Origin of the sequence: Streptomyces millisiae (assembly GCF_031845425.1) — a bacterium.
Taxonomy (GTDB): Bacteria; Actinomycetota; Actinomycetes; order Streptomycetales; family Streptomycetaceae; genus Streptomyces; species Streptomyces millisiae.
In genome coordinates this window covers 67,819-91,101 of the sequence record NZ_JAVREM010000025.1, presented here as the reverse complement: position 1 = coordinate 91,101, position 23,283 = coordinate 67,819, and the positions used below count along the sequence as shown (strand labels likewise).

Annotated in this window: 16 protein-coding genes and 1 tRNA gene; 6 read left to right on the top strand and 11 right to left on the bottom strand. The window is 71.5% G+C overall.

Annotated features, from left to right (window positions below; all coding sequences use genetic code 11):
• Positions 1–67 precede the first annotated feature (67 nt).
• The 5 genes from RNC47_RS19615 to RNC47_RS19595 form a co-directional block, all read right to left on the bottom strand.
• On the bottom strand, positions 68–1,222 hold the full coding sequence (locus RNC47_RS19615; RefSeq protein ID WP_311600482.1) for a methyltransferase domain-containing protein: 1,155 nt from the start codon (positions 1,220–1,222) through the stop codon (positions 68–70).
• On the bottom strand, positions 1,219–2,013 hold the full coding sequence (locus RNC47_RS19610) for an ATP-grasp ribosomal peptide maturase (RefSeq protein WP_311600481.1): 795 nt from the start codon (positions 2,011–2,013) through the stop codon (positions 1,219–1,221). Before RNC47_RS19610 ends, RNC47_RS19615 begins: the two co-directional genes overlap by 4 nt.
• Before the next feature lie 187 nt (positions 2,014–2,200).
• The gene (tgmA, locus tag RNC47_RS19605) at positions 2,201–2,455 is read right to left on the bottom strand and encodes a putative ATP-grasp-modified RiPP (RefSeq protein WP_311600480.1); all 255 of its coding nucleotides are present in this window, start codon (positions 2,453–2,455) and stop codon (positions 2,201–2,203) included.
• 85 nt (positions 2,456–2,540) lie between these two features.
• Positions 2,541–2,613: transfer RNA gene (locus RNC47_RS19600), tRNA-Leu, on the bottom strand.
• A gap of 53 nt (positions 2,614–2,666) precedes the next feature.
• Entirely contained in the window at positions 2,667–3,098 is a 432-nt protein-coding gene (locus RNC47_RS19595) for an ATP-binding protein (protein WP_311600479.1), read from the bottom strand.
• 235 nt (positions 3,099–3,333) lie between these two features.
• Here RNC47_RS19595 and RNC47_RS19590 point away from each other — a divergent pair, with 235 nt between their 5' ends.
• The 3 genes from RNC47_RS19590 to RNC47_RS19580 all read left to right on the top strand — a co-directional run bounded on the left by RNC47_RS19590 (position 3,334) and on the right by RNC47_RS19580 (position 5,447).
• A complete protein-coding gene (locus RNC47_RS19590; RefSeq protein WP_311600478.1) occupies positions 3,334–4,206 on the top strand; it encodes a helix-turn-helix domain-containing protein in 873 nt (290 codons plus the stop codon).
• Between the two features lies 1 nt (position 4,207).
• Positions 4,208–4,438, top strand: coding sequence for a DUF397 domain-containing protein (locus RNC47_RS19585; RefSeq protein ID WP_311600477.1), 231 nt, complete (start codon positions 4,208–4,210; stop codon positions 4,436–4,438).
• A 181-nt stretch (positions 4,439–4,619) separates the two neighbouring features.
• On the top strand, positions 4,620–5,447 hold the full coding sequence (locus tag RNC47_RS19580; RefSeq protein ID WP_311600476.1) for a DUF1963 domain-containing protein: 828 nt from the start codon (positions 4,620–4,622) through the stop codon (positions 5,445–5,447).
• A 9-nt stretch (positions 5,448–5,456) separates the two neighbouring features.
• On the opposite strand, the gene RNC47_RS19575 is transcribed toward RNC47_RS19580, so the two are convergent.
• Both RNC47_RS19575 and RNC47_RS19570 read right to left on the bottom strand, forming a co-directional pair.
• Complete coding sequence (locus RNC47_RS19575; RefSeq protein ID WP_311600475.1) at positions 5,457–6,926, bottom strand: AAA family ATPase; 1,470 nt, start codon at positions 6,924–6,926, stop codon at positions 5,457–5,459.
• A gap of 65 nt (positions 6,927–6,991) precedes the next feature.
• Positions 6,992–7,558, bottom strand: a complete 567-nt coding sequence (locus RNC47_RS19570; protein WP_311600474.1) for a TetR/AcrR family transcriptional regulator — start codon at positions 7,556–7,558, stop codon at positions 6,992–6,994.
• A 92-nt stretch (positions 7,559–7,650) separates the two neighbouring features.
• On the opposite strand from RNC47_RS19570, the gene RNC47_RS19565 reads away from it, so the two are divergent.
• Positions 7,651–8,610, top strand: coding sequence for an NmrA/HSCARG family protein (locus RNC47_RS19565; RefSeq protein WP_311600473.1), 960 nt, complete (start codon positions 7,651–7,653; stop codon positions 8,608–8,610).
• A 365-nt stretch (positions 8,611–8,975) separates the two neighbouring features.
• On the opposite strand, the gene RNC47_RS19560 is transcribed toward RNC47_RS19565, so the two are convergent.
• The 3 genes from RNC47_RS19560 to RNC47_RS19550 all read right to left on the bottom strand — a co-directional run bounded on the left by RNC47_RS19560 (position 8,976) and on the right by RNC47_RS19550 (position 10,957).
• The gene (locus tag RNC47_RS19560; RefSeq protein ID WP_132930532.1) at positions 8,976–9,422 is read right to left on the bottom strand and encodes a hypothetical protein; all 447 of its coding nucleotides are present in this window, start codon (positions 9,420–9,422) and stop codon (positions 8,976–8,978) included.
• 57 nt (positions 9,423–9,479) lie between these two features.
• Positions 9,480–9,791: a hypothetical protein gene (locus tag RNC47_RS19555; protein ID WP_311600470.1), complete on the bottom strand. Its 312-nt coding sequence runs from the start codon at positions 9,789–9,791 to the stop codon at positions 9,480–9,482.
• Between the two features lie 62 nt (positions 9,792–9,853).
• On the bottom strand, positions 9,854–10,957 hold the full coding sequence (locus RNC47_RS19550; RefSeq protein ID WP_311600469.1) for a hypothetical protein: 1,104 nt from the start codon (positions 10,955–10,957) through the stop codon (positions 9,854–9,856).
• A gap of 215 nt (positions 10,958–11,172) precedes the next feature.
• On the opposite strand from RNC47_RS19550, the gene RNC47_RS19545 reads away from it, so the two are divergent.
• On the top strand, positions 11,173–20,019 hold the full coding sequence (locus RNC47_RS19545) for a hypothetical protein (RefSeq protein WP_311600468.1): 8,847 nt from the start codon (positions 11,173–11,175) through the stop codon (positions 20,017–20,019).
• Complete coding sequence (locus tag RNC47_RS19540) at positions 20,016–22,280, top strand: right-handed parallel beta-helix repeat-containing protein (RefSeq protein WP_311600466.1); 2,265 nt, start codon at positions 20,016–20,018, stop codon at positions 22,278–22,280. The genes RNC47_RS19545 and RNC47_RS19540 overlap by 4 nt, the downstream gene beginning before the upstream one ends.
• Here the strand turns inward: RNC47_RS19540 and RNC47_RS19535 are convergent.
• On the bottom strand, positions 22,255–23,193 hold the full coding sequence (locus RNC47_RS19535; protein WP_311600465.1) for a DMT family transporter: 939 nt from the start codon (positions 23,191–23,193) through the stop codon (positions 22,255–22,257). The two genes, RNC47_RS19540 and RNC47_RS19535, sit on opposite strands and share 26 nt — an antisense overlap.
• Positions 23,194–23,283 lie beyond the last annotated feature (90 nt).

Here is a 23,283-nt window from a genome sequence, read left to right as displayed (position 1 = left end):
ACCCGCCCACCCTTTCCGCTCCGCGCGCCGGCCCGGCCCTCACGGCCGGGCCGTGCCGTTTGCTCCCTCAGCCCGGGAGGCGCCAGGCCTCCCGGCCCTCCGCGCCGTCTCGCCAGAGGGTGTGGTGGCCGTCCGCCGCGACACGCAGGCCATACCCGGCGGGCCCGGGGCGCCCGGCCCTGATCCAGTGGCTGAGGATGTCAGCCCGCTCTCGCCACAGGTCCCGAGACCCGCCGTGCTCGACGCACACGGTCACGCCACCCACCGGCGTGACCCGGGCCCAGGAGCGGGTCGCCGGGTCCATGAGGCAGTGGTGGGTTCTCCCGTCGTCCCTGGTGAGCGTGACCGCCAGCACCTCCGGCTGGCGGAGGGTCAGGTCCAGGGAGTCGGACAGGACGAGATCGGCGAAGAACCGGTCGGCGTCCTCGGACGTGGTGGGGATCGTGTCGGTGAGTGCTTCTCCCTCCTCGCCGAGGGCGAGGCCCAGGTGATGCACGCCGTTCTCGGCGTCCTGCTCCGGCCCGGACCTGGCGAGCATGAACGCGGCGGTCTCCGGCAGGAACCGGCCTTCCGCGCCGCCGTCCTCGTGTCGGACCAGACGGACGATCCCTGCCCCGATGTTGGTGACGACGACGCCACCGGGGCGGAGCTGTCGCAACCATGGGATGGGGATACGTCGAACGCCGCAGGTGGCCAGGATGGCGTGGTACGGGGCGCGTTCGGAACAGCCGGCCATGCCGTCGCCGGTGACGACGGTTGGCTGGTAGCCGAGCTGCGCGAGCCGTTCGCGGGCGACGGCGGTCAGGGTGGGCTCGACATCGACGCTGGTCACGTTGTCCGCGCCGAGTCGGCAGCACAGCAGGGCGGTGTTGTAGCCGGTCCCCGTGCCGATCTCCAGGATGTTCGCGTCATCGGGCAGGGTGAGCGCTTCGAGCATGCGGGCCATGAGCGAGGGCATGGTGGAAGAACTCGTGGCCACGCCGGCGCCGTCCCAGCGGGTCACGAGCGAGGTGTCGGTGTAGACGGCCTCCAGATAGCCGGAGTCCCCGGGGGCGTAGGCCCGTCTGATCTCGCCGTCGCGGATGTCGAAGTTCGGCGTGAACGTCTCGCGAGGGACAGCCTCGAAGGCGGCCTGCCACGCCGGTGATCGGAGGTCGCCGTTGTCAGTCAGGGCTTTGACCAGGCGGCTCCTGGCCTCCTGGTATGTCGTCACTGTGCTCATCGGTGTGGTCCTTCCAACAGATCCGCGAGGGCGCGCGTGATGGGGCCGCGGAGGTCGGGGATGAAGCCGTACTGGCCGTTGGGGTTGACGTCTACGAGGTGCCAGTCGCCGTCCTGATCAACGAGGAAGTCCATGGCGGCGTAGCGGAGATGGAAGGCGGCCATCAGACGTTCGACGCCCTCGGCAATGCCCTTCGGGACGTCGCACGGTCGGTAGGTGAGGGAGTCGTAGTCCCGCCGGAAGTCGATGCGCGACGCGGCCGATCCGGCGTGGATCTCGGCGGCGAAGTGCCGGTTGCCGACTGCCGTGAGTCGTACCTCGTATGCCTTGTCGATCCACCGCTGGAAGAGGTGGGCGGTGCGGGCCACGTCCTCGGTCAGGTCGTCTGCGTGAACGCGGCTCGTCCAGACCGCCTGGACCCGGCCGTTGTGTGAGACCGGGCCGGCGGCGGCCAACGGCTTGTAGGCCGCGACCCGACCGGGCAGCGCGCTCACGAACTCCCGTGCCTCATTGAGGTCGTTCGTGATGACGGTGGACGGGACGGGGAGGCCGCAGCGAGTTGCCGCAGCCAGGGCGGCGGGGGCGACTTCGGCCGCCGCGTTGTGGCGCGGATGATTCACCCACAGGCTGCACAGGGTGGACAACACGCCATGGAATCCGGCCCGAGCCTCCTCGCCGGCCCATCGCGCGTCACCCTCGCCCAGCCCCGGATGCATGCGGTGGCGGCCGGGGCGACGGTAGTAGACGGCTTCGATCTCGTGCAGGGACAGGTCCCGGTGCCGGCCGTGCACGTCCCGTCCCAGTCCGTTCGGCCGGCCTCGATGCGCGCCGTGATGGCCATCGACTCGGGGAAGTCGGCCGGGTCCATTCGATGGACGGGAACCGACCTCCGGTTCAGTTCGTCGATGACGAGGTCGGCGACCGCGTCCATCGAGGAACGGGTCAGCACCAGGACCGTCATTCAGCTCACTCCCTCGGCTACCTGTCGGTGTCGTTCTCGGTGTCCGTCGCGAGCTGCATGTCCTCGCGGGTCTGCGACTTCGTCGTGAACGCGGTCTTCATCGAGGGCTCGTGGACGGCGGGCACGCCGTCCTCGGTGACAGTGATCTGCCGCTCGGGGCAGAGGCCGAGGCTGGCCGGGGTATCGTCCGCGACCTCGGTGACGGGGACGGCCGTGCTCAAGCCGAACGGACGGATCGGCCGGGGCGACGTTTCCGGCGTCGTGGCACTCATGGCTTTCTCCTTCGTGTCGAAGATGCTGTGTCCGCCGAATCCGCGTCGCGAGCCACGAAAGCTTGGCTCCGGCGCGGAGCGAACGTGCCCGGTGTCGGATTCGAACCGACATCCCACGCGTCTTGCGCGCGCTCGCTCTTCCGTTGGCGCACCCGGGCAGGTGTGGGGGCGGTCGGGGCGGTCCCAGGTCACGGCGGCTCGGCCTCGAAGTTCACCGCTCGACCTTGTTCGTCAGCGCGCAGGAGAACCAGACGCACTTCGCGCCGAGCTGACTCGGTACCTTCTCCCAGCCGAACTGCGCGCACATCTCCCGCAGCATCCACAGCCCTCGCCCCGACTCGGAGTCCCAGTCCGGGGCTTCGAAGGAGGGAGGCGTCGGCGACCTGTCGATGAGCTGGACGACGATCCGCTCGCCTACCCGGCGGACCCGGAGACGGCACCGTGGGTCATCGACGTGCTTGATCACGTTCGACAACAGCTCGGAGACACCCAGACATGCGAGGTCGATTGCCTCCCGCGAGGCTCCCCACCGGCGCAACGCCTCGGCCACCGCCTGACGCCACCGCTGTATCTCGTGCGGGTTCGCGGTCAAGGTCCAGGCCCGGGTGGACTGCGTCTGGTTCTTGTGTACGGAAACCGCCATGGGTACCTCCAAGTCCGCACCACGCGCTAAGAGAGCCCACGGAGGGACACCCAGGGTCACCACCGATGCGCGCAGTGTCGCGTGGACAGGGTGGCCGTCCATCTGGCGGTCCGTCAATACTCTGACTGGCAATCTGCCAAAATTCTGCGAGAAGCCCTCTCCTGAGTGATCCAGTGGCTTTGGGTGGACGTCGCTAACCTCAGGGGAGCCGGAAGGTCAAGAGGAGAGAGGTCGCATGGCAGTCGTGTCCAACGTCAGCCCGCTGACCGCGCGGCGACGGCTCGGTGCCGAGTTGCGCAAGCTGCGGGACCGTGCCGCGCTGACGACTGAGGAGGTCGGAGCCGAACTCGGCTGCCACAACTCGAAGGTCAGCAGGATTGAGCTTGGGAAGCGCGCCTGCACGCCGAAGGACTTCGATGGCTTCATGGAGCTCTACGAGGTGGAGGAAGGCGAGTTCCGTGATGCCCTGGCCGAGCTGATGAGACGTGGGCGGCAACGTGTGCCTCCGTGGTGGCACACGTACAACGACGTGATCAGCGCCAACTACAGCGAGTTCCTGGCCTATGAGGCTGAGGCAGCGCGGTGTAGCGAACACCAGACCCTGCTCATTCCTGGCCTTCTCCAGACCGAGGGCTATGCCAACGCGGTAACGGCCGGCGGATACGTGGCCCTTGGCCCCGACCAGGTGGAGAGTCTTGTCGAGGTCCGCATGCGTCGGCAGGAACGTCTCCGGGAGAAGGATCCCCTGCACTTGCAGGTGGTCATCACCGAGGCGGCCCTGCGTCTCCAGGTCGGTGGGCCGGCGGTGATGAAGGCGCAGCTACGCAAGCTGGCCGAGGTCGCCGAACTTCCGCATGTGGACCTCCGTGTCATCCCGTTCGAAGCGGGTGAGAAAGGTGCCAGTACCGGTGCCTTCAGCCTGTTCGCCACGGAGAAGAACGGCGACGTCGAGGCAGCGTTCACCGAGGCGGCAGACGCGACGACGAGCCTTCGTGACGACCCAGCGGTGCTGAGGCGTCTCAACAGGATGTTCCGGAATCTGAGTGCCGCGGCCTTTACTCCCGAGGCTACGCTTGAGCTGGTCCAACGAATCGAGAGCGAGCTCTGAGATGACGAAGTCGGCTGAGTCGCGTGCGGCTGCCTTTGGCAACGCCCTGTGGCGTACGAGCAGCTACACGGCGAGTAATGGCAACTGCGTCGAGGTCGCGGTGGTCTCCGACATCGCCGTGGTCGCCGTGCGGGACACCAAGGACCGATCCATTCCCTCGACTCAGACCTCCTGCGCTGCCTGGACAGCGTTCATCAAGGCCGCGAAGTCGGGGGCGCTCGACTGCGCGTGACGGTTGAAGCGGTGCTCGTCCACGCCGCGAATGCCTCGCGGGAGCGGTGGGAGTTGGGACGGTGGTGTCACGGTCTTCGACTGACGACAGCCTGATCACGAGAGGACGCCGCATGGATGAGCAGCACGCCCGGGCAAGTTCGGCCTCATCCGTCTGCCTCAGACGGGTGTTGAATGCCGTGATGGACCCCGAGATCACCCTCACCGCGCTGCGCGACTTCTGCGCCGACCGGCTCGGCCCGCAGGTGGCCACCCGTTTCGTGGGGCTGGCCCGGCCCGGGTTCGAGCTCACCGAGGCCGAGCCCGGCCAGGCCGCCGGGCGTAGCCGGTTCGGCGGCCGGGCGCTGCTGGAGCCGGGCACGCCGTGGCCGACCTGTGACGGCTTCCCGCTGAGCCTGCTCGCCGTCCTCGACACCGACGTGCTGGCGCCCTGGCTCGGCGAGCTGCTCCCGGCCGGGACGGGCCTGCTCAACTTCTTCGTCCTCGACGGCGACTCGGAGCAGAGCGACCCCGCCGCCTGCGAGGTGGCGCTCGCCCACCAAAGCACCGACCCGCGGGTGGGCCGGGTGATCGCGGCACGTGCCGCGCACGCCGTCGAGACGAGGGCCCCGGCCCGGTCGAGCGTCTTCGAGCCGGTTCCGTGGGCGGCCTCGCCGGGGTTCTCCCTGCCCGACGCCTTCGACCCGGCCTGGGACAGCCTCGCCAGGAGCCCGGGGGCCGAGCACCTGGACAGCTACGACATCAGGACCGCGCTCAGTGACTGGCCGGAACAGCCAGGCGCGCTCCACGCCGACGACACGGCCTTCGGCCGGCCGGTGTTCCCGACGGGCTCCTACCCCACCGTGCCGGCGGGCGAGGATCCGAACCGGTACCACCACCTGCTCCAACTCTCCGACCACCACGAGTGGTCCATCGGCGGCGAGGGCGGCTGGATGCACTGGTCGATACCCACCGACGCCCTGCGCGCCGGCGACTTCGGCCGGGCGATCCCGACCCCCGACCACTGGTGAGGACAGTCATCACTCGCCGTGGTACAGGCGGTCCAGGTCGATCAGCTCGACCAGGGGGTCGGTCTCGGCGAGGCGGCGCAGCTCGGGGCTGAACCCGGCTCCGCTGTAGCAGTGGAGGCGGGTGGTCTCAGTCGCGATCCCGCGGGAGGTGAGGAGGGCGTGGATGTGCCGGAGGCGTTCCAGATGGCGCGTTCCCATGGCCTCGTTCCACTTGGCCTCGCCGATGGCCAGGAGTCCCCCGCGGCCGTCGTCGGTCTCGCCGCGGACCGCGACGTCGACCTCATGGCTGGTTCTGGCCGCCGGGTCGTTGACGAGGCCGCTGGCGACGTCGGCGACCTGCCCGCCGTGGGTTTCGGTCGCCGCGTGCCAGCGGGCCCACTCGCGGCAGACCTGCTCGAAGTGCGGGCCGACGACCTTGCTGCGGAACGTGGGTTGGGCGCGGCGCCAGATCGTCGGGGCGCGGCCTGGGCGTTCGAGGTTGCCCCAGGCCGGGCGCATGACGGCGTGGTAGAAGGTGACGAGCGGTTCGGCGATGCGGTACGCGGCCCGGTTGCGCCGGAAGGCGTCGGCCTCGTGGGTGATCAGGCCGACGTCCTGGAGGACGCTGAGTGGGTGGGCAAGGTCCGTGGACTTGCGGCCGAGGTGGTCGGCGATCCCGCCTCGGGAGGAGTTGCCCGCCGCGATGGCGGCCAGCACGGAGTGGTAGAGCGCGGTGTCGTGGAGCTCGGGCTCTTCGGCGAGCAGATAGCGGGCCTCGCGGAAGAGGGGACGGGCCGGGTTGAGTACGGCCCGGACGACCCAGTCGTCGAAGTCCTCGGGCCCGGCGGGGGTGTCGCCCTGGGTGAACTCGCGGCGGTAGGCGGGGGTGCCGCCGACGACGGCGTTGGTGAGCAGCGCGGTGCGCGGGTCCGTGATCTCCCAGAAGTCGGCGGCGAGACGGAAGTCCAGGGTGGGCACGACGAGTTCGAGGCCGGCGCGGCCCCGGAGCGGGGCGTTGCCGGCGAGCAGCCCGCCCATGAAGGACAGGGCTGATCCGCACAGCAGGAGCCGGACGGGGGTGTTGTCGCGCTGGGCGGTGGGGTCGAGGGCGCGCTGGATGATCGAGGGGAGCGCGGGGGACGCCTTGGCTAGGAAGGGGAACTCGTCGATGACCGCGGTGGTGGGGCCGCCGCGGTCGGCGATGCGCATGAGCTCGGTGACGGCTTCGTCCCAGTGGGAGAAGCGGAAAGGCGTGGGCTGGTCGCGGTAGTGGGCGAGCGCCGCGCCGAACTCTCGGAGGGCGTCGGTCTCGGTGCTCTCGGTGGCGGTGAACATGAAGCCGCCGCTGGCTCGGGTCAGGGCGTCGAGGAGGAAGGTCTTGCCCTGGCGGCGGCGGCCGGAGACGACGCCCAGGGTGGCCCGAGGGCCGGGCAGGGCGGCGAACCGGGTCAGCTCGGCCCACTCGAAATCACGGTCGAACATCTCGGAGGGCTTGTCCATGGCACGCTCCATATTTGTATAGGTCCGTTTATTATATGCGGACCTATACAAATGTCGGAGAGTGCTCAGGAGCCCGGGCTCAGGCCCGCCACCGCCAGGTGGAAGAGGCGGGTGGCCTCGGGGGCGGGGTCGGGGTGGTGTTCCGTGGCCAGGGCGATGCCGACGATCAGGGTGATCAGGTCGGTGAGGGTGACGCCGGGTGCCACCGCGCCGGCGCGGGCGGCGCGGCGTAGCAGGGGGGTGCCGGCGGTCTCGATCGCCGTCGTGCAGCTGTTCTCGTACACCGAGCCGGGCGCCGCGCCGTCGTGCGCGATCGCGGCGGCGAAGCCCCGGACGGACGCGCAGTAGGCGACGACCTCGCCCAGCCATTCCAGTAGCGCGGCCCGCGCGTCCTCGGCGTCTGCCAGGGCGTGGGCGCGGGCGCACAGCGCCTCGATCCGGGTGTGGGCGACCGCCTCGAGCAGCGCGCGGCGGGTGGGGAAGTGGCGGCGCACGGTCGCGGAGCCGACGCCCGCCGTGCGGGCGATCTGTTCCAGGGAGGCGTCGGCGCCGTGCTCGGCGACCTCGGCCTCGGCCACGGCGAGGATCCGCGCGTGGTTGCGCCGGGCGTCCGCGCGTCGCTGGGCGGGCATGGCGGTCACCTCCGGGTTTGCTAAGTGGCGGGGCCCGCCATATCTTACCGGAGTAGAAACGGCGGGCCCCGCCACTTATTCGAGGAGTAGCCATGTCCACTGATCCCGCACCCGCACCCGTACTCGTCACCGGGGCCACCGGCCGGCAGGGCGGGGCCACCGCCCGGGCCCTGCTCGCGGCGGGCGTTCCGGTCCGCGCCCTGGTCCGGGACCCGGCCGCCGACCGGGCCAGGGCCGTCGAGGCGCTCGGCGCCGAACTGGTCACCGGCGACCTGCGCGACCGCGACTCCGTGGTCCGGGCCGCCGAGGGCGCCCGCGCCGTGTTCTCGGTGCAGATGCCGGCGTTCGTCGGCGACGGCTTCGACTTCGAGGGGGAGGTGGCCCAGGGCGTCAACCTCGTCGAGGGCGCGAAGGCCGCCGGCGTGCCGCAGTTCGTGCACACCTCCGTCTCGGGCGCCGGTCAGCACACCGCGGTGCCCGGCTGGGCGGAAGGGCGTTGGGACTTCATGGCCCCGTCCCTCGACGCCAAGAGCGCGATCCAGGACCGGGTGCGCGAGGCCGGCTTCCCGCACTGGACGATCCTCAAGCCGGCCTTCTTCATGGAGAACTTCCTGCCGTCCATGGCCTACCTCTTCCCGCGCGGGATCGAGGGCGGCATCGTGACCCTGCTGAAGCCCGACACCCGGCTGTCGCTGGTCGCCTCCCGGGACATCGGCGCGGCGGCCGCCGCGGCCCTCACGGCGCCGGAGCGGTTCCACGGGGTCGAGTTGGAGCTGGCGAGCGACTACCTGTCGATGACGGAGGTCGCTGAGGTGCTCTCCCGGGTGCTGGACCGGGAGTTGTCCGCGCCCGACCTGACTGAGGCCGAGGCCGTCGCCGCCGGCATGCCGGGGATGGGCGCCTCGGGCGCCTGGCTGAACGCGACCGGCCAGCCGGCCCGCCCCGAGTTCGCGCGGGAGCTCGGCATCCCGCTCACCACCTTCGAGGAGTGGGCCCGGGAACACCTGCGCGCCGCTCGGCAGTCGGACTCGGGGGACAGCGCCTCAAGCTGAGCGGTTCGGGCGACGTGCGCCAAGGGGCCGCCGAGGACACGGTGCGCGCCGCGGCCGGGCTCGGCGTGCGGGCGATGGCCGTCCGGCCAGAACTGATCAGGGGGCGGCGACCACGGGCACCCGTCGATGGTCCACCGGTCCATGGCCGTCACCCGGCGCGGCCTGCTACGTCGGCGAGAGGCTCAACACCTACGGCCATGTGCACGTTGACGACGAGCACGAAGCGGCTGACACCCGGGGGCGGTTCGGCGCCCTGATCACGGCGGCGTCCAGCCGATGCCGCGCCCCGCCCGCCCATGCGGAGCTCGGCACGCGGCGGCCGAGCCCGGCGTAGGGCCCGGCCGCCGTCACATCGGCGGTGGTCGTCAGCTGCCGTGACCGGTGAGCTGCGTGCGGTCCTCGTTCCAGGTGACCGGCGTGCCGCCGATGTTGTTGGCGTCGTTCCACGCCGGCGGGTCCGGGGGAGTGGTGGTGAAGTCCTCGGCCGTGACCTCGTAGCCGCCCTCGCCGTCCAGGCTGGAGAGCGTGGAGGCGAAGAGCTCCGCGTCGTTGTTCTGCAGGCTCTCCTTGATGCCGGTGAAGATGTTCGCGAATATCTGGAGGTTGCCGGCCGCCGACTGCAGCGACCTGCTGAACTCCTCGTAAGCGGTCTTCAGGGCCGGGCTGGCCTGCTCCAGGTAGAGACCGTTGTCCAGCAGCGTGCTGACCTCGGCCATCAGGCTGTAGATCTCGGGGATGATGATGCCGCACTGGGTGCTGAGCTTCGTCGTGGTGTCGAGGATGCCCGCGTAGTCGGCGGAGAGGTCCGCCATGGTCGCCTCCTTCGTTCGGGGATGGAGATGGGGGTGGGGGTGGGGCGCGGCGGTCCGTTACTGCGCCGGCGGGTTGTTGAGGTTGTTCGCCATCTGCTCGTCGAGGTCGATCATGCCGTCCTTGATCGCCACGAACTGGTCGGCGAAGTTGGAGATGTTGGCGATCAGCTCGGTCAACTGGGTGTGGAACTCGGTGTACTTCTGGGTGAGCACGCCGCCGGTGTTCGGCATGATCAGGTGGTTCGCCAGCGCGTCGTCGACCGCCGCCTTGGCCGCGTCGGCGGCCGGCTGGATGACCGTCTCGTTGCTGGTGCGCATGGCCGTGGCGGCGCTGTCCACGTCCTGGTAGGTGATGCTGATGTTGGGCATGGCCGGGTCTCCCTCGGTCGCTGGTTCGGATGCTGGCTACGGAGAAGTCGTCGAGAGGGCGCTCAGTCGTCCTCGACCCACCGGTTCCCGGGGCCCTCACGGGTGTAGGTGGTGGTCGTCTCGTTGCCGTCCTCGTCGGTCTCGGTGACGGTGCGGGTCCCCGAGCCGTCCTCGTTGATGGTGATCTCCTCGACGGTCGTGGTGCCGTCCGGGCCCTCGGTGGTGACGGTGTAGTCGCGGTCGTCGTAGCGCAGGCCGGGAGTCCGCTCACCCTCGTACTCGGTGACCGACGTCGTCTCCTCGTCGTCGTGCGTGGTCGTCGCGGTCTCCGTGACGACCTCGCCGTTCTCGTCGTACGTGTAGTCCGTGACGGTCTTGGTCTCCGAGTCGTCCGGCAGGCTGACGGTCACCGACTCCGACGTGACGTTGCCGTCGTCGTCGTAGGTGAACTCGGTGGTCTGGGTGAACGTCTCGCCGTCCGGCAGGGTGGTGACCGACGTCTCGCTCGTGATCTCGTAGGTCTCGTCGTCGTACTCGAGCGTGACCTCGGTCGTGGAGCCGTCCGCGTTGGTGAACTCCATGATGCTCGGCGGCTTCTCGCCCGGGACCGGCGGTTCCTCGGGGCTCGGCTGCTGCGGCGCGTTGCCGTCGTCGAGGTCCTGCTCCCACTGGTCGCAGAAGGACGGCCGGTCGTCCGCCGCGCACACCTCGCCCATCACCGCGTCCGGGTGCTCGTCGAAGTAGTCGGCGGCGCCGATGCTCTCCAGGTACTCGTTCCAGGTCTCGTTGGCCTCGACCCAGTTGTCGTGCCGCTCCTTCTCGTCCAGCCAGCGGTTGAACTCGGACCTGGCCGACGCGGCCGCCGCGCCCGCGGCGATCTCCGAGTCCTGCTGGAACAGCGCCGTCGCCACCCCCTCGAAGGTGTCGCCGAACTGCCGCAGCTTCTCGGTGGCCTTCTCGGTGCGGCTCTTCGACATCCGGAAGAACACGCCGAACTGGGTGGCCAGATAGCTGGAGCCGAAGACCGCGGTGTTCTCGGAGGCGGAACGGTTCCCCATCTCCGCGAACTTGCCGCTGCCGCCGCCGTCGCCCGCCTGGTCGGCGAGCGAGTGCATGCCGCGCTGCATGGCGTAGAGCTCCTCGTAGTCCATCGCGAAGTCGGGCATACGCGCCTCCCTGGCCCGGGGTTCCTCGACTCCCCGCATGGGGAGCGCCTTCTCACCCTCCACGCACCAGCCGTGGGGAAGGTTCAGGGAAGGTTCCGACCGATCGCGGGAGTGAACCCCGGAGGCCGTTCGCGCGTGGAGGTTGCGAGGGAGGCCACCGGCACCCACCGGCACCCCCGCGGCCCGCGGCAGCGAGAAGGAGAGGGACCCAGGTCATGCCACGCCCACCGGACTGGAGCGCGATCAACCTGGGCGAGGACCCGACGCCCGGCGACCCGGACGAACTCCAGGCGTTGATCGACTCGCAGGCCGAACTCCTCACCATCGCGGACGAGATCGACTCGGGCCTCACCGAGCTGATGAACTCGCACAGCACGACGTTCAAGGGCAAGACGGCCGACGCGCTGCGCGACCTCATGGACAACCGGCTGCGCAACTACATCGACGGCTTCCGCGACGCCCACCAGGCCGTCCAGGACGCGCTGGTCACCTACCGCGGCGTCATGATCGAGCAACAGGGCATCGCGGACGCCGCGTTGACCGCCGCGCAGGGGCTCGACGAGGACGACGAGGAGGGCCGGGAGACCCAGAAGGGCAAGGCCGAGGAGGCCCGCGAGGCGCTGGAGAGCGCCGCCCAGACGGCCGGCGAGGCGCTGAACTCGGCCGCCTACGACATCCCCTCGCCCGTCGACGAGTGCGCCGAGTTCTGGAAGTTCCTGACCTTCTTCGCGATCGCCCTGATCCTGCCGGCCATCATCCTCGGCGGCCCGGTCGCGCTCGCCGCCCTCGCCATCAACGCCGCGCTGCTCGTCAAGACCGCGATCGACTTCGCCAACGGCAACGCCAGCATCACCGAACTGGTGCTGTCCATCATCGGCGTGCTGGTGCCCACCACCCGGGGCATCAACATCACGAAGATCGGCTCGACCTTCAAGAACTGGGGGAAGACCACCTTCGCGCCGATGACGCACATGAACAACCTCGGCAAGTTCATCTACCTGACGAACCTGGTGGGTCGGGGGATGCTCTGGGTGCCGATGCAGTTCGGCCGCGGCATCGCCTGGTTGGCTGTCTCGGGCTTCAACGGGCTGCGCGGCGCCGGCCACTTCACCGGTTTCGCGTTCGACACGCTGCGGGCGGGCTGGGGCGCCAACGGACTGGCAGGGCTTGGCCAGTCGGCCGTCAACCTCACCCGCTGGACGGGCAGTACGGCCCTCTACCGGATCAGCAACGCCACCGGGTTCGGCGGCTATGTCGTCTCGCACTTCAAGGGCTTCGGCCCGCTGGCGATCATCGCCCCGGTCAACGCCGCCGAGATGGGCGCCACCTTCTCCCTGACCGGCCTCGGCCGGGCGTTCCGGATCTCGCTCGTCAACCGCGGCCTCGGCAACCAGTTCAGGACGGGCGCGTTCGTCCAGGGCAGCAACGTCATCGACATCCGCGCCATCAGGGGCTTCGGCTCCGACGGGCTGCCGATCGTCGACGCCACCAAGCTGGCCAGGTACCAGCCGGCCGGGTTCGCCGGCACCCAGTCCTTCTCCGGCATCGCCCACGTGATCAACCTCGCCGACGCGGGCCGGTTCGGCCAGGGCGTCACCAACGGCGCCGGCGGCTTCGCCCTCCCCGACCTGCCCTCGATGCCGCCGATCTCGCTGCACTTCGCCGGCCGCGGCCTGGACATCGGCATCTCCGGGATGCCGGGCCCCGCCCTCGGCAGCAACGTCTTCGACATGCCGGCGATGAACACCGGCGGCCTGGTCGGCGCGACCCCGCCGTCCGTCGTGGTGCACATGCCGGGCCCCGGCGGCCAGCCGGTCGGCGTCGCCGTCCCGCTGCTCCCCGAGGGCTTCGCGGGCGGCACCAGGACGGGCGACCTGACGCTGACCATCAACATGGACGCGTTCACCCCGATCAGGGTCACCTACGGCCAGAACGGGGTGACCATCGCGCCGGCCACGGCCGACGGCCGGATGCCCGCCATCTCGATCGCCAACATGCCGCAGCTCGGGGACATGAGCGTGGTCCCGCCGAGCGGCGTGACCATCCCGACGGCCAACCTCAACCCGGGCGCCGGCATCGTCGACGCCGGCGCGGGACAGGGCCTCGGCAACCTGCCGGCGACCGCGCCCCGGCTCGGCGGCGACGGGCTCGCGCTGGACCTCAACCTGCCCTCGATGCCGTCGCTCCGGCTGAACTTCGCCGACCAGGGCATGTCGCTGAGCATGCCGGAGGTCAACCTCGCCGGCGCCAGCCGCCCGATGCTGGACCTCGGGCCCGTCGAGATGCCCACCATGCAGGGGCTCAACACCTCGATGCCGGCGCTCGCGGACAACGTCAGCATCGCCCCGCCGACCGCCGCGCAACTCGACAACGTCACCGTCGCGAACGCGCTGCCGGACGGCGTCTCCATCGCCGCGCCCAACCCGAGCCAGCTGGACGTCAACCTCGGCAACACCAACTCCTTCTCCATCAACCTCGGCGAGGGGCTCCAGCACTCACTCAACGACGCGCCGACCGTCACGCCCGCCGCCCAGTCACCGCAGCTCGACGTCACCGTGGCCCCGCCGGCCGCCGCCGTCACCCCGCCGCCGGTGGTCGCCACCCCGCCCACGGTGCGGGCGACGGGCGCCGAGACGGCCGCGCTCGGCGACATCACGCTGAACATGAACGGCGTGGCCCCGATCAAGATCAGCTCCATCGAGGCGCGCCCCGTCGGACTCTCGGCCACCAACGACCTGTCGCTCTCGAACGGCGTCAGGGCCGGCGACATCGACGTGCCGGGCGGGATCAGGGCGGCCGACATCCCGACGCCCGCCGACGCCAAGCTCTCCGCCGCCGCGCCGGCCAACGGCGCCAACGACGCGGGGGTCACCCGCTTCACCGAGGCGACGGACGGCCCGCGGCCGACCGGCACCGGGTACACGCCGCCGACGCTCGACAGCCACCTCGCGGAGGGCGTGACCACCGCCCCGCAGCCGGTCCCCGTGCCGCTCGCCGCGCGCCCCGAGACCACGGCCACCCCGCCGGCCCCCGCCCCGACGCCGGAGAAGGCGGTCGGTGGCGGCGGCGGTGGCGGCGGCCGGTCGGTCTCCGACCTGTTCAGCGGCAAGCTGTGGGACATCAACCCGGACGTGGCCATGTGGCGGGCGCTGGAGGAACTGGGCATCACCCACAACGCCCCGCCGCCGGCCTACTTCCAGACGCTGACCGTCAACACCGCCTTCACCCCGCACGGTTCGGGCGCGCTCAACGGCGCGGACGACATCCCGCTGCAGAACCTGGGCTCGGGGAGCAACGCCACCACGACCAACGTCAGCCCGCCCATCACCCAGGGCACGCCGCTGCCGGGCGGGTCGGGGACGGTCAACACCGGCCTGGACGACCTCACCGAGATCGCGCCCCCGCCGCCCCCCGGCCGCTCGACCGAGGACGCCAGCGGCTCCGGCTCCGGCTCCACGGTCACGCACACGCCCCGCCCCCTGGCGCCGCAGGGCGCGCACAGCATCAACTTCCAGGCCGACGGGATGAACGGCGTCCGCTTCGCGACCAGCTTCGACGAGAACGGCGCCGTCAGCCAGGTCCAGCTCATCACCGGCAACGGCGCGCCGGTCCAGGCCACCCACGCCGCCGGCGACCCGCGGGGCCTGTTCCGGGCCCAGCAGAACCTCGGCGGCGGCGTGACCCGCGACCTGAGCTTCCGGGTGGACGGCGACGGCGTCCAGCTGGTCACGGTCGAACGCACCGCCTCCCTCACGGACGCCCGGTTCGGCCAGGTGAACCTGCGGATCGACGACCTCGCCCCCGGCGGGCCGACCGTGACCGGCGCCACCGGGCCCGGCCACGCGCCGGTCACCTTCGCGGCGGGCGACGCGGCGGGCACCACGGTGCGCGTGCACCGGGACTTCGGCGGCGGCGTCTCGCGCGACCTGACGGTCCGGATCAGCGACGCCCAGCCGCTCGGCCTGCACCGTAACGTCGACCTCGGCGGCGTCCAGGGCTTCACCGGCTCCTCGCTCCGCTTCGACGAACTGGCCGGCGGCGCACCCGACCTGGTGCGCGCCGACGGATCCGTGGTGCCGGGCGGCGTCACCGGGCTCGGCACCCACCTCAACGGCCACCACCTCGTCACGCTCAACCACAACCGGCTCGTCGTCGACGGCGGCGGCACCGCCACGCACCACGTGCTGAGCCTGCCGACGCCGCCGACGACCGTCCCCGCCGGCCGGACCGCGGCCGACTACCACCTCTTCGCGCCCATCAACGACACCGCGAGCGGCGCCACGATCCGCGGGCTCGACGGGGAGCAGCTGGCCGGCGTCACGCGTGTCCCCCAACAGGGCCACGGCACCCGCCTGGTGGGCGCGGGCCTCCATGTCTCCGTCGACTCCACCGGCACCCAGCTGTCCCGGGTCGTCGAACTCACCGGACACGGCGGCGCGACGCGCAACGTCTTCGTCCACACCCCGGTGGGCGGTGGGGCCGCCCCGACGTTCCGCGGCGCGGACGGCACCGCGGCCACCGGCCTCACCCACCAGCCGGGCGGCAACGTCCAGCAGGTCGCCGGCAACGTGACCAGCACCTACCACCCGAACGGCGCCCTGATCCAGGACGTCGTCCACCACACCAGGGGCCCGCTCGTCGGTCAGGACGTCACCGTGCCCAACGGCGCCCCGCCCCGCGTCGGGACCACCCCGGGCGTCGCGCAGGGCACCACCGGCACCTTCCGCATCCCGGTGCCGACCGGGCCGCACGCCATCGTCAACCAGGCCGGCGACCTGGTCGGCACCGCCGCCCAGTTCGTCGGGCGCAACGGCGTCGGGCTCGACGCCTTCGGCCACCTGCCGGTCCCGCCCGGCAGCGCGACCCCCGTCCTGCACACCGGCAACGGCGGCGCGATCCCCGCCGGCACCGTCCGGGGCGGGATGGTCACCCTGCCCAACCCGCACGGCAACACCGTCCACCGGTACGACGGTTCGCTGATCGAGGAGACCTTCCGGGTCAACGGCGGTCCCGGCTCCATCAACGGCCACGACCTCGTGGTCCGGCAGGGCAACCCCACCGCGACGATCACGCCCGTGGGCGCCCAGCGCCCCACGGCATCCGCCACGGTCGTGGAGCAGTTCGACCAGGCGGGCACGAGCACCGGCCTGCGCCTCGACATCAACGGCCGCGGCCTGGCGATCGACAACAACGGCAACGTCACCCACGACGTCCTCACCATCAACCAGCCGGGACAGCCGACGCGTTACGCGTTCGTCGACACCACCAACCCGGCCGGCGTCGGACTGCGGAACGCGGACGGCACCCCCGCGCCCAACGTCACCATCACCCGGCTGCCGAGCGGGGATCTCCAGGTCAGCACCCCGGGGAACGGCATCGTCGCCCGGTTCGGCAACGACGGTGCGTTCCAGTTCCAGGACACCCGGCTGCCCGGCACCGGCGCGGGCGGCACCGACCAGTTCGTGCGGATGCGCCAGTTCGAGAACCACGTCGACCTCCGCGCCTACGAACTGCTCGACAACAACCGCGCCGTCGTCCCCGACCGCACCGTGCTGCCCCGGCCCCGGACGGCGGCCAACCCCAACCCCGGCTTCCGCGTCAACGGCGAGGACGGCGCCTTCCGGCTCTACCGGCAGGACGGTCACCTCGACGTCTCCGTCAGCGCGCCCCACGCCACCACCAACGTCCGCAACGTCACGCTGCACGCGGCGGACGGCGGCGCCCCGACCAACCTGCGGGTCCTCGAACTGTCGGACGGCGTCGACTCGCGCTACCTCGACATCACCAACGCCAACGCCCTCCAGCTGCGCGGCGGCGAGCTCACACCGATCACCACCCACGGCACCATCCACACCCTGCCGAACAACGGCGGCTACCGCGTCGACGGGCACGGCGCCCGGGCCAACGAGTGGCAGGAGTACAGCACCACCGGCAAGATCACCCAACAGCGGATCGACGTCTTCCACCAGGGCCGGGCCGTCGGCAACCAGCACTTCCTCATCGACTACCGGACCAACCCCGACGCCCCCACCTGGACCAGGAACAGCGGCGTCGCCGGCGCGACCGCCCCGCAGAACCCGGGGTGGTTCGACTTCGGCAAGGTCGACGTCAAGGGCGCCGAGCGCGGCCACGTCTCGCTGCTCTCCCACTCCGGCGCCCCGGTCTTCGACCGCCGCGTGCTGCCCGACGGCGCCGTGCTCGACAGCCACGTCGCCGCCCCCAGCCTGCGCGGCGGCAACGGCGTCCCCTACGGCCCCGGCAGCCGGGACCACTGGTCGGAGATCCGGGCGGACGGCAACCTGGGCGAGTTCGGCCGCCGCAAGTGGAGCGTCAGCGGCCGCGCCTGGGTCGACTACAACAACGCGGGCAACCCCGTCCGCCACTTCCGGGAGAACCCGCAGGGCGGCCACGTCATCGCCGACATGCGCGGCATGAACGCGCACTACTGGTCCGGCAGCACCAGCACCTGGTACCGGTTCGACGCCGACTACCAGCAGGTCGCCTCCGGCACCAGGACCTGGAGCCCGGGCCGGGCGTGGATCGACCGGATGCCCGACCCCACCACCGGCGAGACCAAGCTGGTGCACCAGAAGGTCGGCCGGATCGCCGGCCTGGACAACCTCCGCCGCTACACCGCGCACGACATCAACGCCAACGGCAGCTGGAGCGCCGAGTGGAAGGCCATCGCGCCCACCGGCAAGGAGGTCGGCGGCTCCGCGGCCCTGAAGAACGGCGACATCCTCACCATCGAGCGGATCGCCGAGCAGCGGCCGCCGAACGCCTGGCGTTCGGTGCTCAGTTCGGAGTTCCGAGGCATGACCTTCCGTACGGATGTGACCGACTGGGCCAAGGACAGCAGGATGCAGATCGCCCGCTGGGAGCAATCCAGTGGCGGAACGACCGTCAACCACGGCATCCAGTTCACCAGCCAGCACGGCCACGGCGTGTTCCGGATCAGCCACACCGGCGACTTCGTCGGCGAGACCCGCAAGCTCACCAACGGCAACGAGCTGACCGTGGGCGACAACGTCAAGCTGCCGGACGGCGTCACCCTGCCCAACCGCTACCAGCCCTGGTCGGAGGGCGCGGACAAGTTGCAGGGCCACCGCAGCTTCAACCCGGCGGACTTCAACAACGTCCGCCTTCCGGCCGGCAGCGGAAAGACCGGCAACGACGTGCTGTTCGTGGACCGCTTCCACGTCAACCGGGCCCACGCCGACCCGTTCTCGCCGACCGCCAACGCCGGTGACTGGCAGATAGCCCGGGTCGGCTTCACGGACGGCACCATGCTGGAGTACCGTCCGCGCCCGCTGGAGCGCACCCCCTTCGACGTGGGCGACGATCTCGACTTCCGGCGGATGAGCCACCAGGACGGCTCCGCCGACTGGATCATCACCGACCCGCACGCCGCGGTGGTCGCACGGCAGGACACCTTCGGCCTCGGCGACGACGCCGTCCAGATCCGCAGCGACGGTGTCAACCGTTGGAGCGGCCCCAACGGCTCGGGCGGCGTGCGCAAGTACGCGGCCACCAACGACATCCACTACCGGGGGTGGGACCGCCACTCGTTCCAGGACTTCGACGGCACGGGGCAGCTGGTCCGCGAGCACCGGCTGCTGGCCGACGGCGTCACCCTCGACGCCTGGCGAGTGCCGGGCGACGCCAACCACCCGCCGTCCTGGCGTTGGAACAAGATCGGCGCGGACGGCCAGGTGCAGCGGTTCGGGGACCAGGACGTGCGGGTCCGCCGGTGGTACGACGACTCCGGCCGGCTCTCGAACGACTGGAAGCCGGGCGCCCGGTGGGCCGACCACCTGGACAGCGAGGGAGCCATCCGGATCCAGGAGATCCCGGCGTTCGCGAAGAGCGGCAACCCGGCGCGCGACATCCTCACCATCGAGCCGTTCCGGGTCCGCGAGTACGTCGCGAAGCCGGACGGCCTGGACGCGGCGCGGGGCGCCGACGCCTACCGCGGCTGGAAGGAGTACGACGCCGGGGTCGCGGTGCGCGAGACGAAGCGGCTCCCGGACGGCTCGTTCCTGGAGACCGAGACCTGGCAGAAGCAGTGGCGCCGGCACGTCTTCGGCGACGGTAACGGCCACACCGTGGTCACCGAGCGCACCATCCCGGGCAACATCTTCCAGCGCGACACCTTCGGCACCACCCATCTCGTGGGCCGCGAGACGCATTTCATCGACTTCTCCAACGAGTTCCGCGGCTTCACCCGCGAGTGGGGCGAGTCGCTGCGCTGGAGTTGGGGCCCGGCCGTCACCAACCGGCCGGGCGCGGTGCGGGGCGCCGAGTCCCTCTACACGCCGTTCCTCGCCAACAACATGGGCTCGGTCGGGGTCGCGCTCACCCAGGAGTTCGCCCTGGACTTCCTGCTCAACCTCACGGTCTTCGGCATCGTCTCGGCGGCCACCGGCACCCCGTTCACCATCACCGACGTGCAGCAGGCGGCGTTCAACGCGGCCATCTCCGCCGGCGTCAAGTCCCTCTCGGCCGGCCTGCACAACTGGGGCGCCCACCGCGGCACCTGGAAGGTCGGCTTCGGCAACAAGGACCAGGGCTACGCCTACAACTTCCGGCAGAACGACGACGCCTGGGCGTCCGAGTGGGCCGGCAACGAGAAGGTGCTGCGCTGGCGCGGCGGCACCTACGACTTCTTCCTCAACGCCGGGATCGGCGGCCTGTCCGGCTTCGCCGCCGGCGCGGCCGGCGCCGCGATCTTCGGTGTCAAGGACTCCGAGGGCAACCGGCACAAACTGGAGGGCGGCGCCGCCGCCTTCTACGGCCTGGCCGGCTTCGCCGGCGGCCTGGCGGGCGCGTTCAGCGTCGGCGCCATCCGCGGCATGATGCAGAACACCATGGCTGCCCGCCTCTACCACCGCGCCGGTGTGATCGACTTCCTGGTGATGCCGGTCATCGGCAAGCTGATGGACAAGAGCATCGCCATGTTCTGGCTCGGCCCCGACATCCGCGCCTCGCTCGGCATCACCTCGCCCCAGCCGGAACCCGACGGGCAGGATCCCAACAACTCGCAAGGAGGGGCGGGTCAATGACCGACGACCCGATCCGCGTCGCCCCCAGGACCCGGGGCGCGCACCGCACGATCACCGAGGCCCTGGCCGTCGCCCCGGCGGGCGCGGTGATCAGCGTCGCGCCCGGCGAGTACGCCGAGTCGTTCCGCCTCGCCCGCCGCGTGACGCTGCTGCCGCAGCACGGCAACGGCTCGGTGACCATCGCGGTGCCGCTGGCCGCCGGGCCGTTGACCGTGGCCGCGCCCGACTGCCGGATGCGCGGCCTGGTGCTGCGCGGCGCGGACCCGGCCGAGGCGCTGCTGCGGGTGGAGGACGCCTCGGGGCTCACCCTGGAGGACTGCGTCGTCAGCCACGGCCGGGTCGAGGTGCTCGGCTCCCGCAACCTCACCGCGCGCCCCGAGGTCCCGGTGGGCACCATCCCGCTGGACAACGACCTGTCGGCCGAGCTCGCCGACCCCACCGCCGGCGGCGTGCTGGTGACCAGGCGGACCCGGCTGCGGGCCGCCAGGCACACCGCGCTGCACATCACCGGGGACGGCCTGGCGCGCCTGGACGACACCGCCATCGAGGGCGTGGAGGGCATCGGCATCGCCGTTTCGGGCAGCGCCGTGCTGCGCGCGGACCTGCTTCGGGTGCACGGCGGCTCCGGCTCCGGGCTGCGCGCCCGCGACACCTCCCGGGTGCTGCTGCGCGGCAGCGGCCTGTTCGGCGCGGGCCGCAACGGGGTGCTGGTGCAGGACGCGGCCGAGGCGCTGCTCACCGACTGCCGGGTGGAGAACGCGGCCCGCTCCGGGGTGCGTCTCGACCACACGGCGAAGGCCGAGATCAACGAGTCGACGCTGGCCGGCGCCCGGCTCTCCGGCGTCGAGGTGCGCGACCAGGCCCGGGTGATGGCCCGCGGCGCGCGGGTGACCGGCGGCGAGACCGGGGTCAGGCTGCGCTCCACCGAGGAGTCGCTGCTGTTCTACTGCACGGTGACCGGGCAGCAGGGCAACGGCGTCGAGCTGTCGGCGGGCGCCGACCCGCGGCTGCGCGGGGTGCGGGTGGCGCGCTCCGGCAAGCACGGGGTGTTCGTCGGCGAGGGCGCCAGGGGCACCTTCGACCACTGCGACGTGATCGCCAGCGCGCTGCCCGCGCTGCACGTGGCCAGGGACGCGGCGCCGCGCTTCCGCGGCTGCCGGGTCTTCGACTCCGCGCACGACCTGGGGCTCGGCGAGGGCGCGCACGCCGTCTTCGAGAACTGCGTCGCGATCAACGTCGGCTCGCCCCGGCTGCCCGGGCTCGACCGCGGCCACGGCGGCCCCGAGCACCCGCCCACGCACGGCCCGGGACAGGACCGGCGCCGCAGACCCCGCGACCGGGACCACGACCGGGACCGGAACCGCGACCAGGGGCCGGCCGCCGCGGCCCCGAGGCCGACCGCCACCGCCAGCACCGCGGAGCGTCCCGGGGACGAGTACGAGGACGGCCCGACCCAGGAGTCGCTGCCCGAACTCCTCGCCGAACTGGACGAGCTGGTCGGCCTCGACGGCGTCAAGCGGGACGTCGGCGGCCTGGTCAAGCTGATGCAGACCGTGCGGATGCGGCAGGAGGCCGGCCTGCCGGCCCCGCCGCTCAGCCGCCACCTGGTCTTCGCCGGCAACCCGGGCACCGGCAAGACCACGGTGGCCCGGCTCTACGGCCGGCTGCTGAGCGCCCTCGGGCTGCTCTCCCGCGGCCACCTGGTGGAGGTCGACCGCAGCGCCCTGGTCGGCGAGTACATCGGCCACACCGGACCCAAGACCACCGAGGCGTTCGAGAAGGCCATGGGCGGGGTGCTGTTCATCGACGAGGCGTACGCGCTCACCCCGGCCGGGGTGGCGCAGGACTTCGGCAGCGAGGCCATCGCCACCCTGGTGAAGCTGATGGAGGACCACCGCGACGAGGTCGTCGTCATCGCCGCCGGCTACCCGGGCGAGATGAGCCGCTTCATCAACTCCAACCCGGGCCTGGCCTCCCGCTTCTCCCGCAGCCTGACCTTCGCGGACTACTCGACGGAGGAGCTGGTCAGCATCGTGGAGCACAACGCCCGCCGGCACCGCTACCAGCTCACGGAGGGCGCCCGCAAGGCGCTCACCGGCTACATAGGCGCCATCCCGCGCGGGGAGGGCTTCGGCAACGGCCGCACCGCCCGCCAGCTGTTCCAGAACATGACGGAACGCCAGGCCATGCGCGTCGCCGAGCTCACCAACCCGGAGCAGGACGCGTTGATGTCGCTCACGGAGTACGACCTGCCGGCGTGAGCGCGGGGGCACGGTTCCGGGGGCTCCGCAGGTTCCCCAGGGTGACCAGGCCCCCGGCCAGGAAGATCGCCGTGCCCCCCGCCACGATCTCCAGGCTGAGGGGCTCGCCCTCCAGGGCCACCGCCAACAGGGCGGCGGTGCCGGGCTCCACGTAGGAGAGGACGCCGAGCTCCAGGGCCGTCACCCGCCGCATCAGGCTCTGGTAGGCGATGCCGAGGCAGGCGGTGAGGAGGACGCCGAGCAGGACGAGCCGGCCCAGCTCGTCCCGGGTGACGGCCGGCCTGGCGAGCAGGTACGTCGGGCTCAGCACCAGCGCGGCCACCAGGGTCTGGTAGAACACCAGGGTGGTCGGGTCGATGTCGTCGGCGTACCGCTTGAGACAGATGATCCACAGGGCGTAGGACAGCGCGGAGCCCGCCCCGAACGCCACGCCGGCGGGGCAGAGTTCGGCACCCCCCTCGCCGCCCGTCACGACCACCGCCGTGGCGGCGACGGCCAGCGGCAGCGCCGTCAGCGACAGGGGGGTCGGCCGCTCCCGCAGCAGCAGCGGGGCCAGCAGGGCGACCAGGACCGGGGCCGTCGAGGTCATGAGCACGGCGCTGATGATCGACGTCTGCTGCAGGGCGGCGAAGTGCATCACCCACTGGACGCCCATCAGCACCCCGGGCACGAGGACCACGGGTCCTGGGAAGCGCAGCAGCCGGCGGTGCCGGGACGGCGCGAGCAGGATCGCGAGCGCCGCCGCGGCGATCGCCACCCGCCAGAAGGCGATGACCGTCGGGGACAGCGTGAGACCGGCGACGAGGACGGAGACGGTGCCGGAGAGGGCCGCGCACAGGGCGACGCCCAGCACGGCGGTGGCGGACCTCGGGTCGCCGCTCCGGCGGGGTCCTGGGGCCGGTTCGTTGCTCATGGCCGGATCTCCTGGGTCGGGGACGGCACCGGACAGCGTTCCGCACCCGCTCGGCGCGTCTCAAGATCAGACTTCTGTGCGACGGGGGCC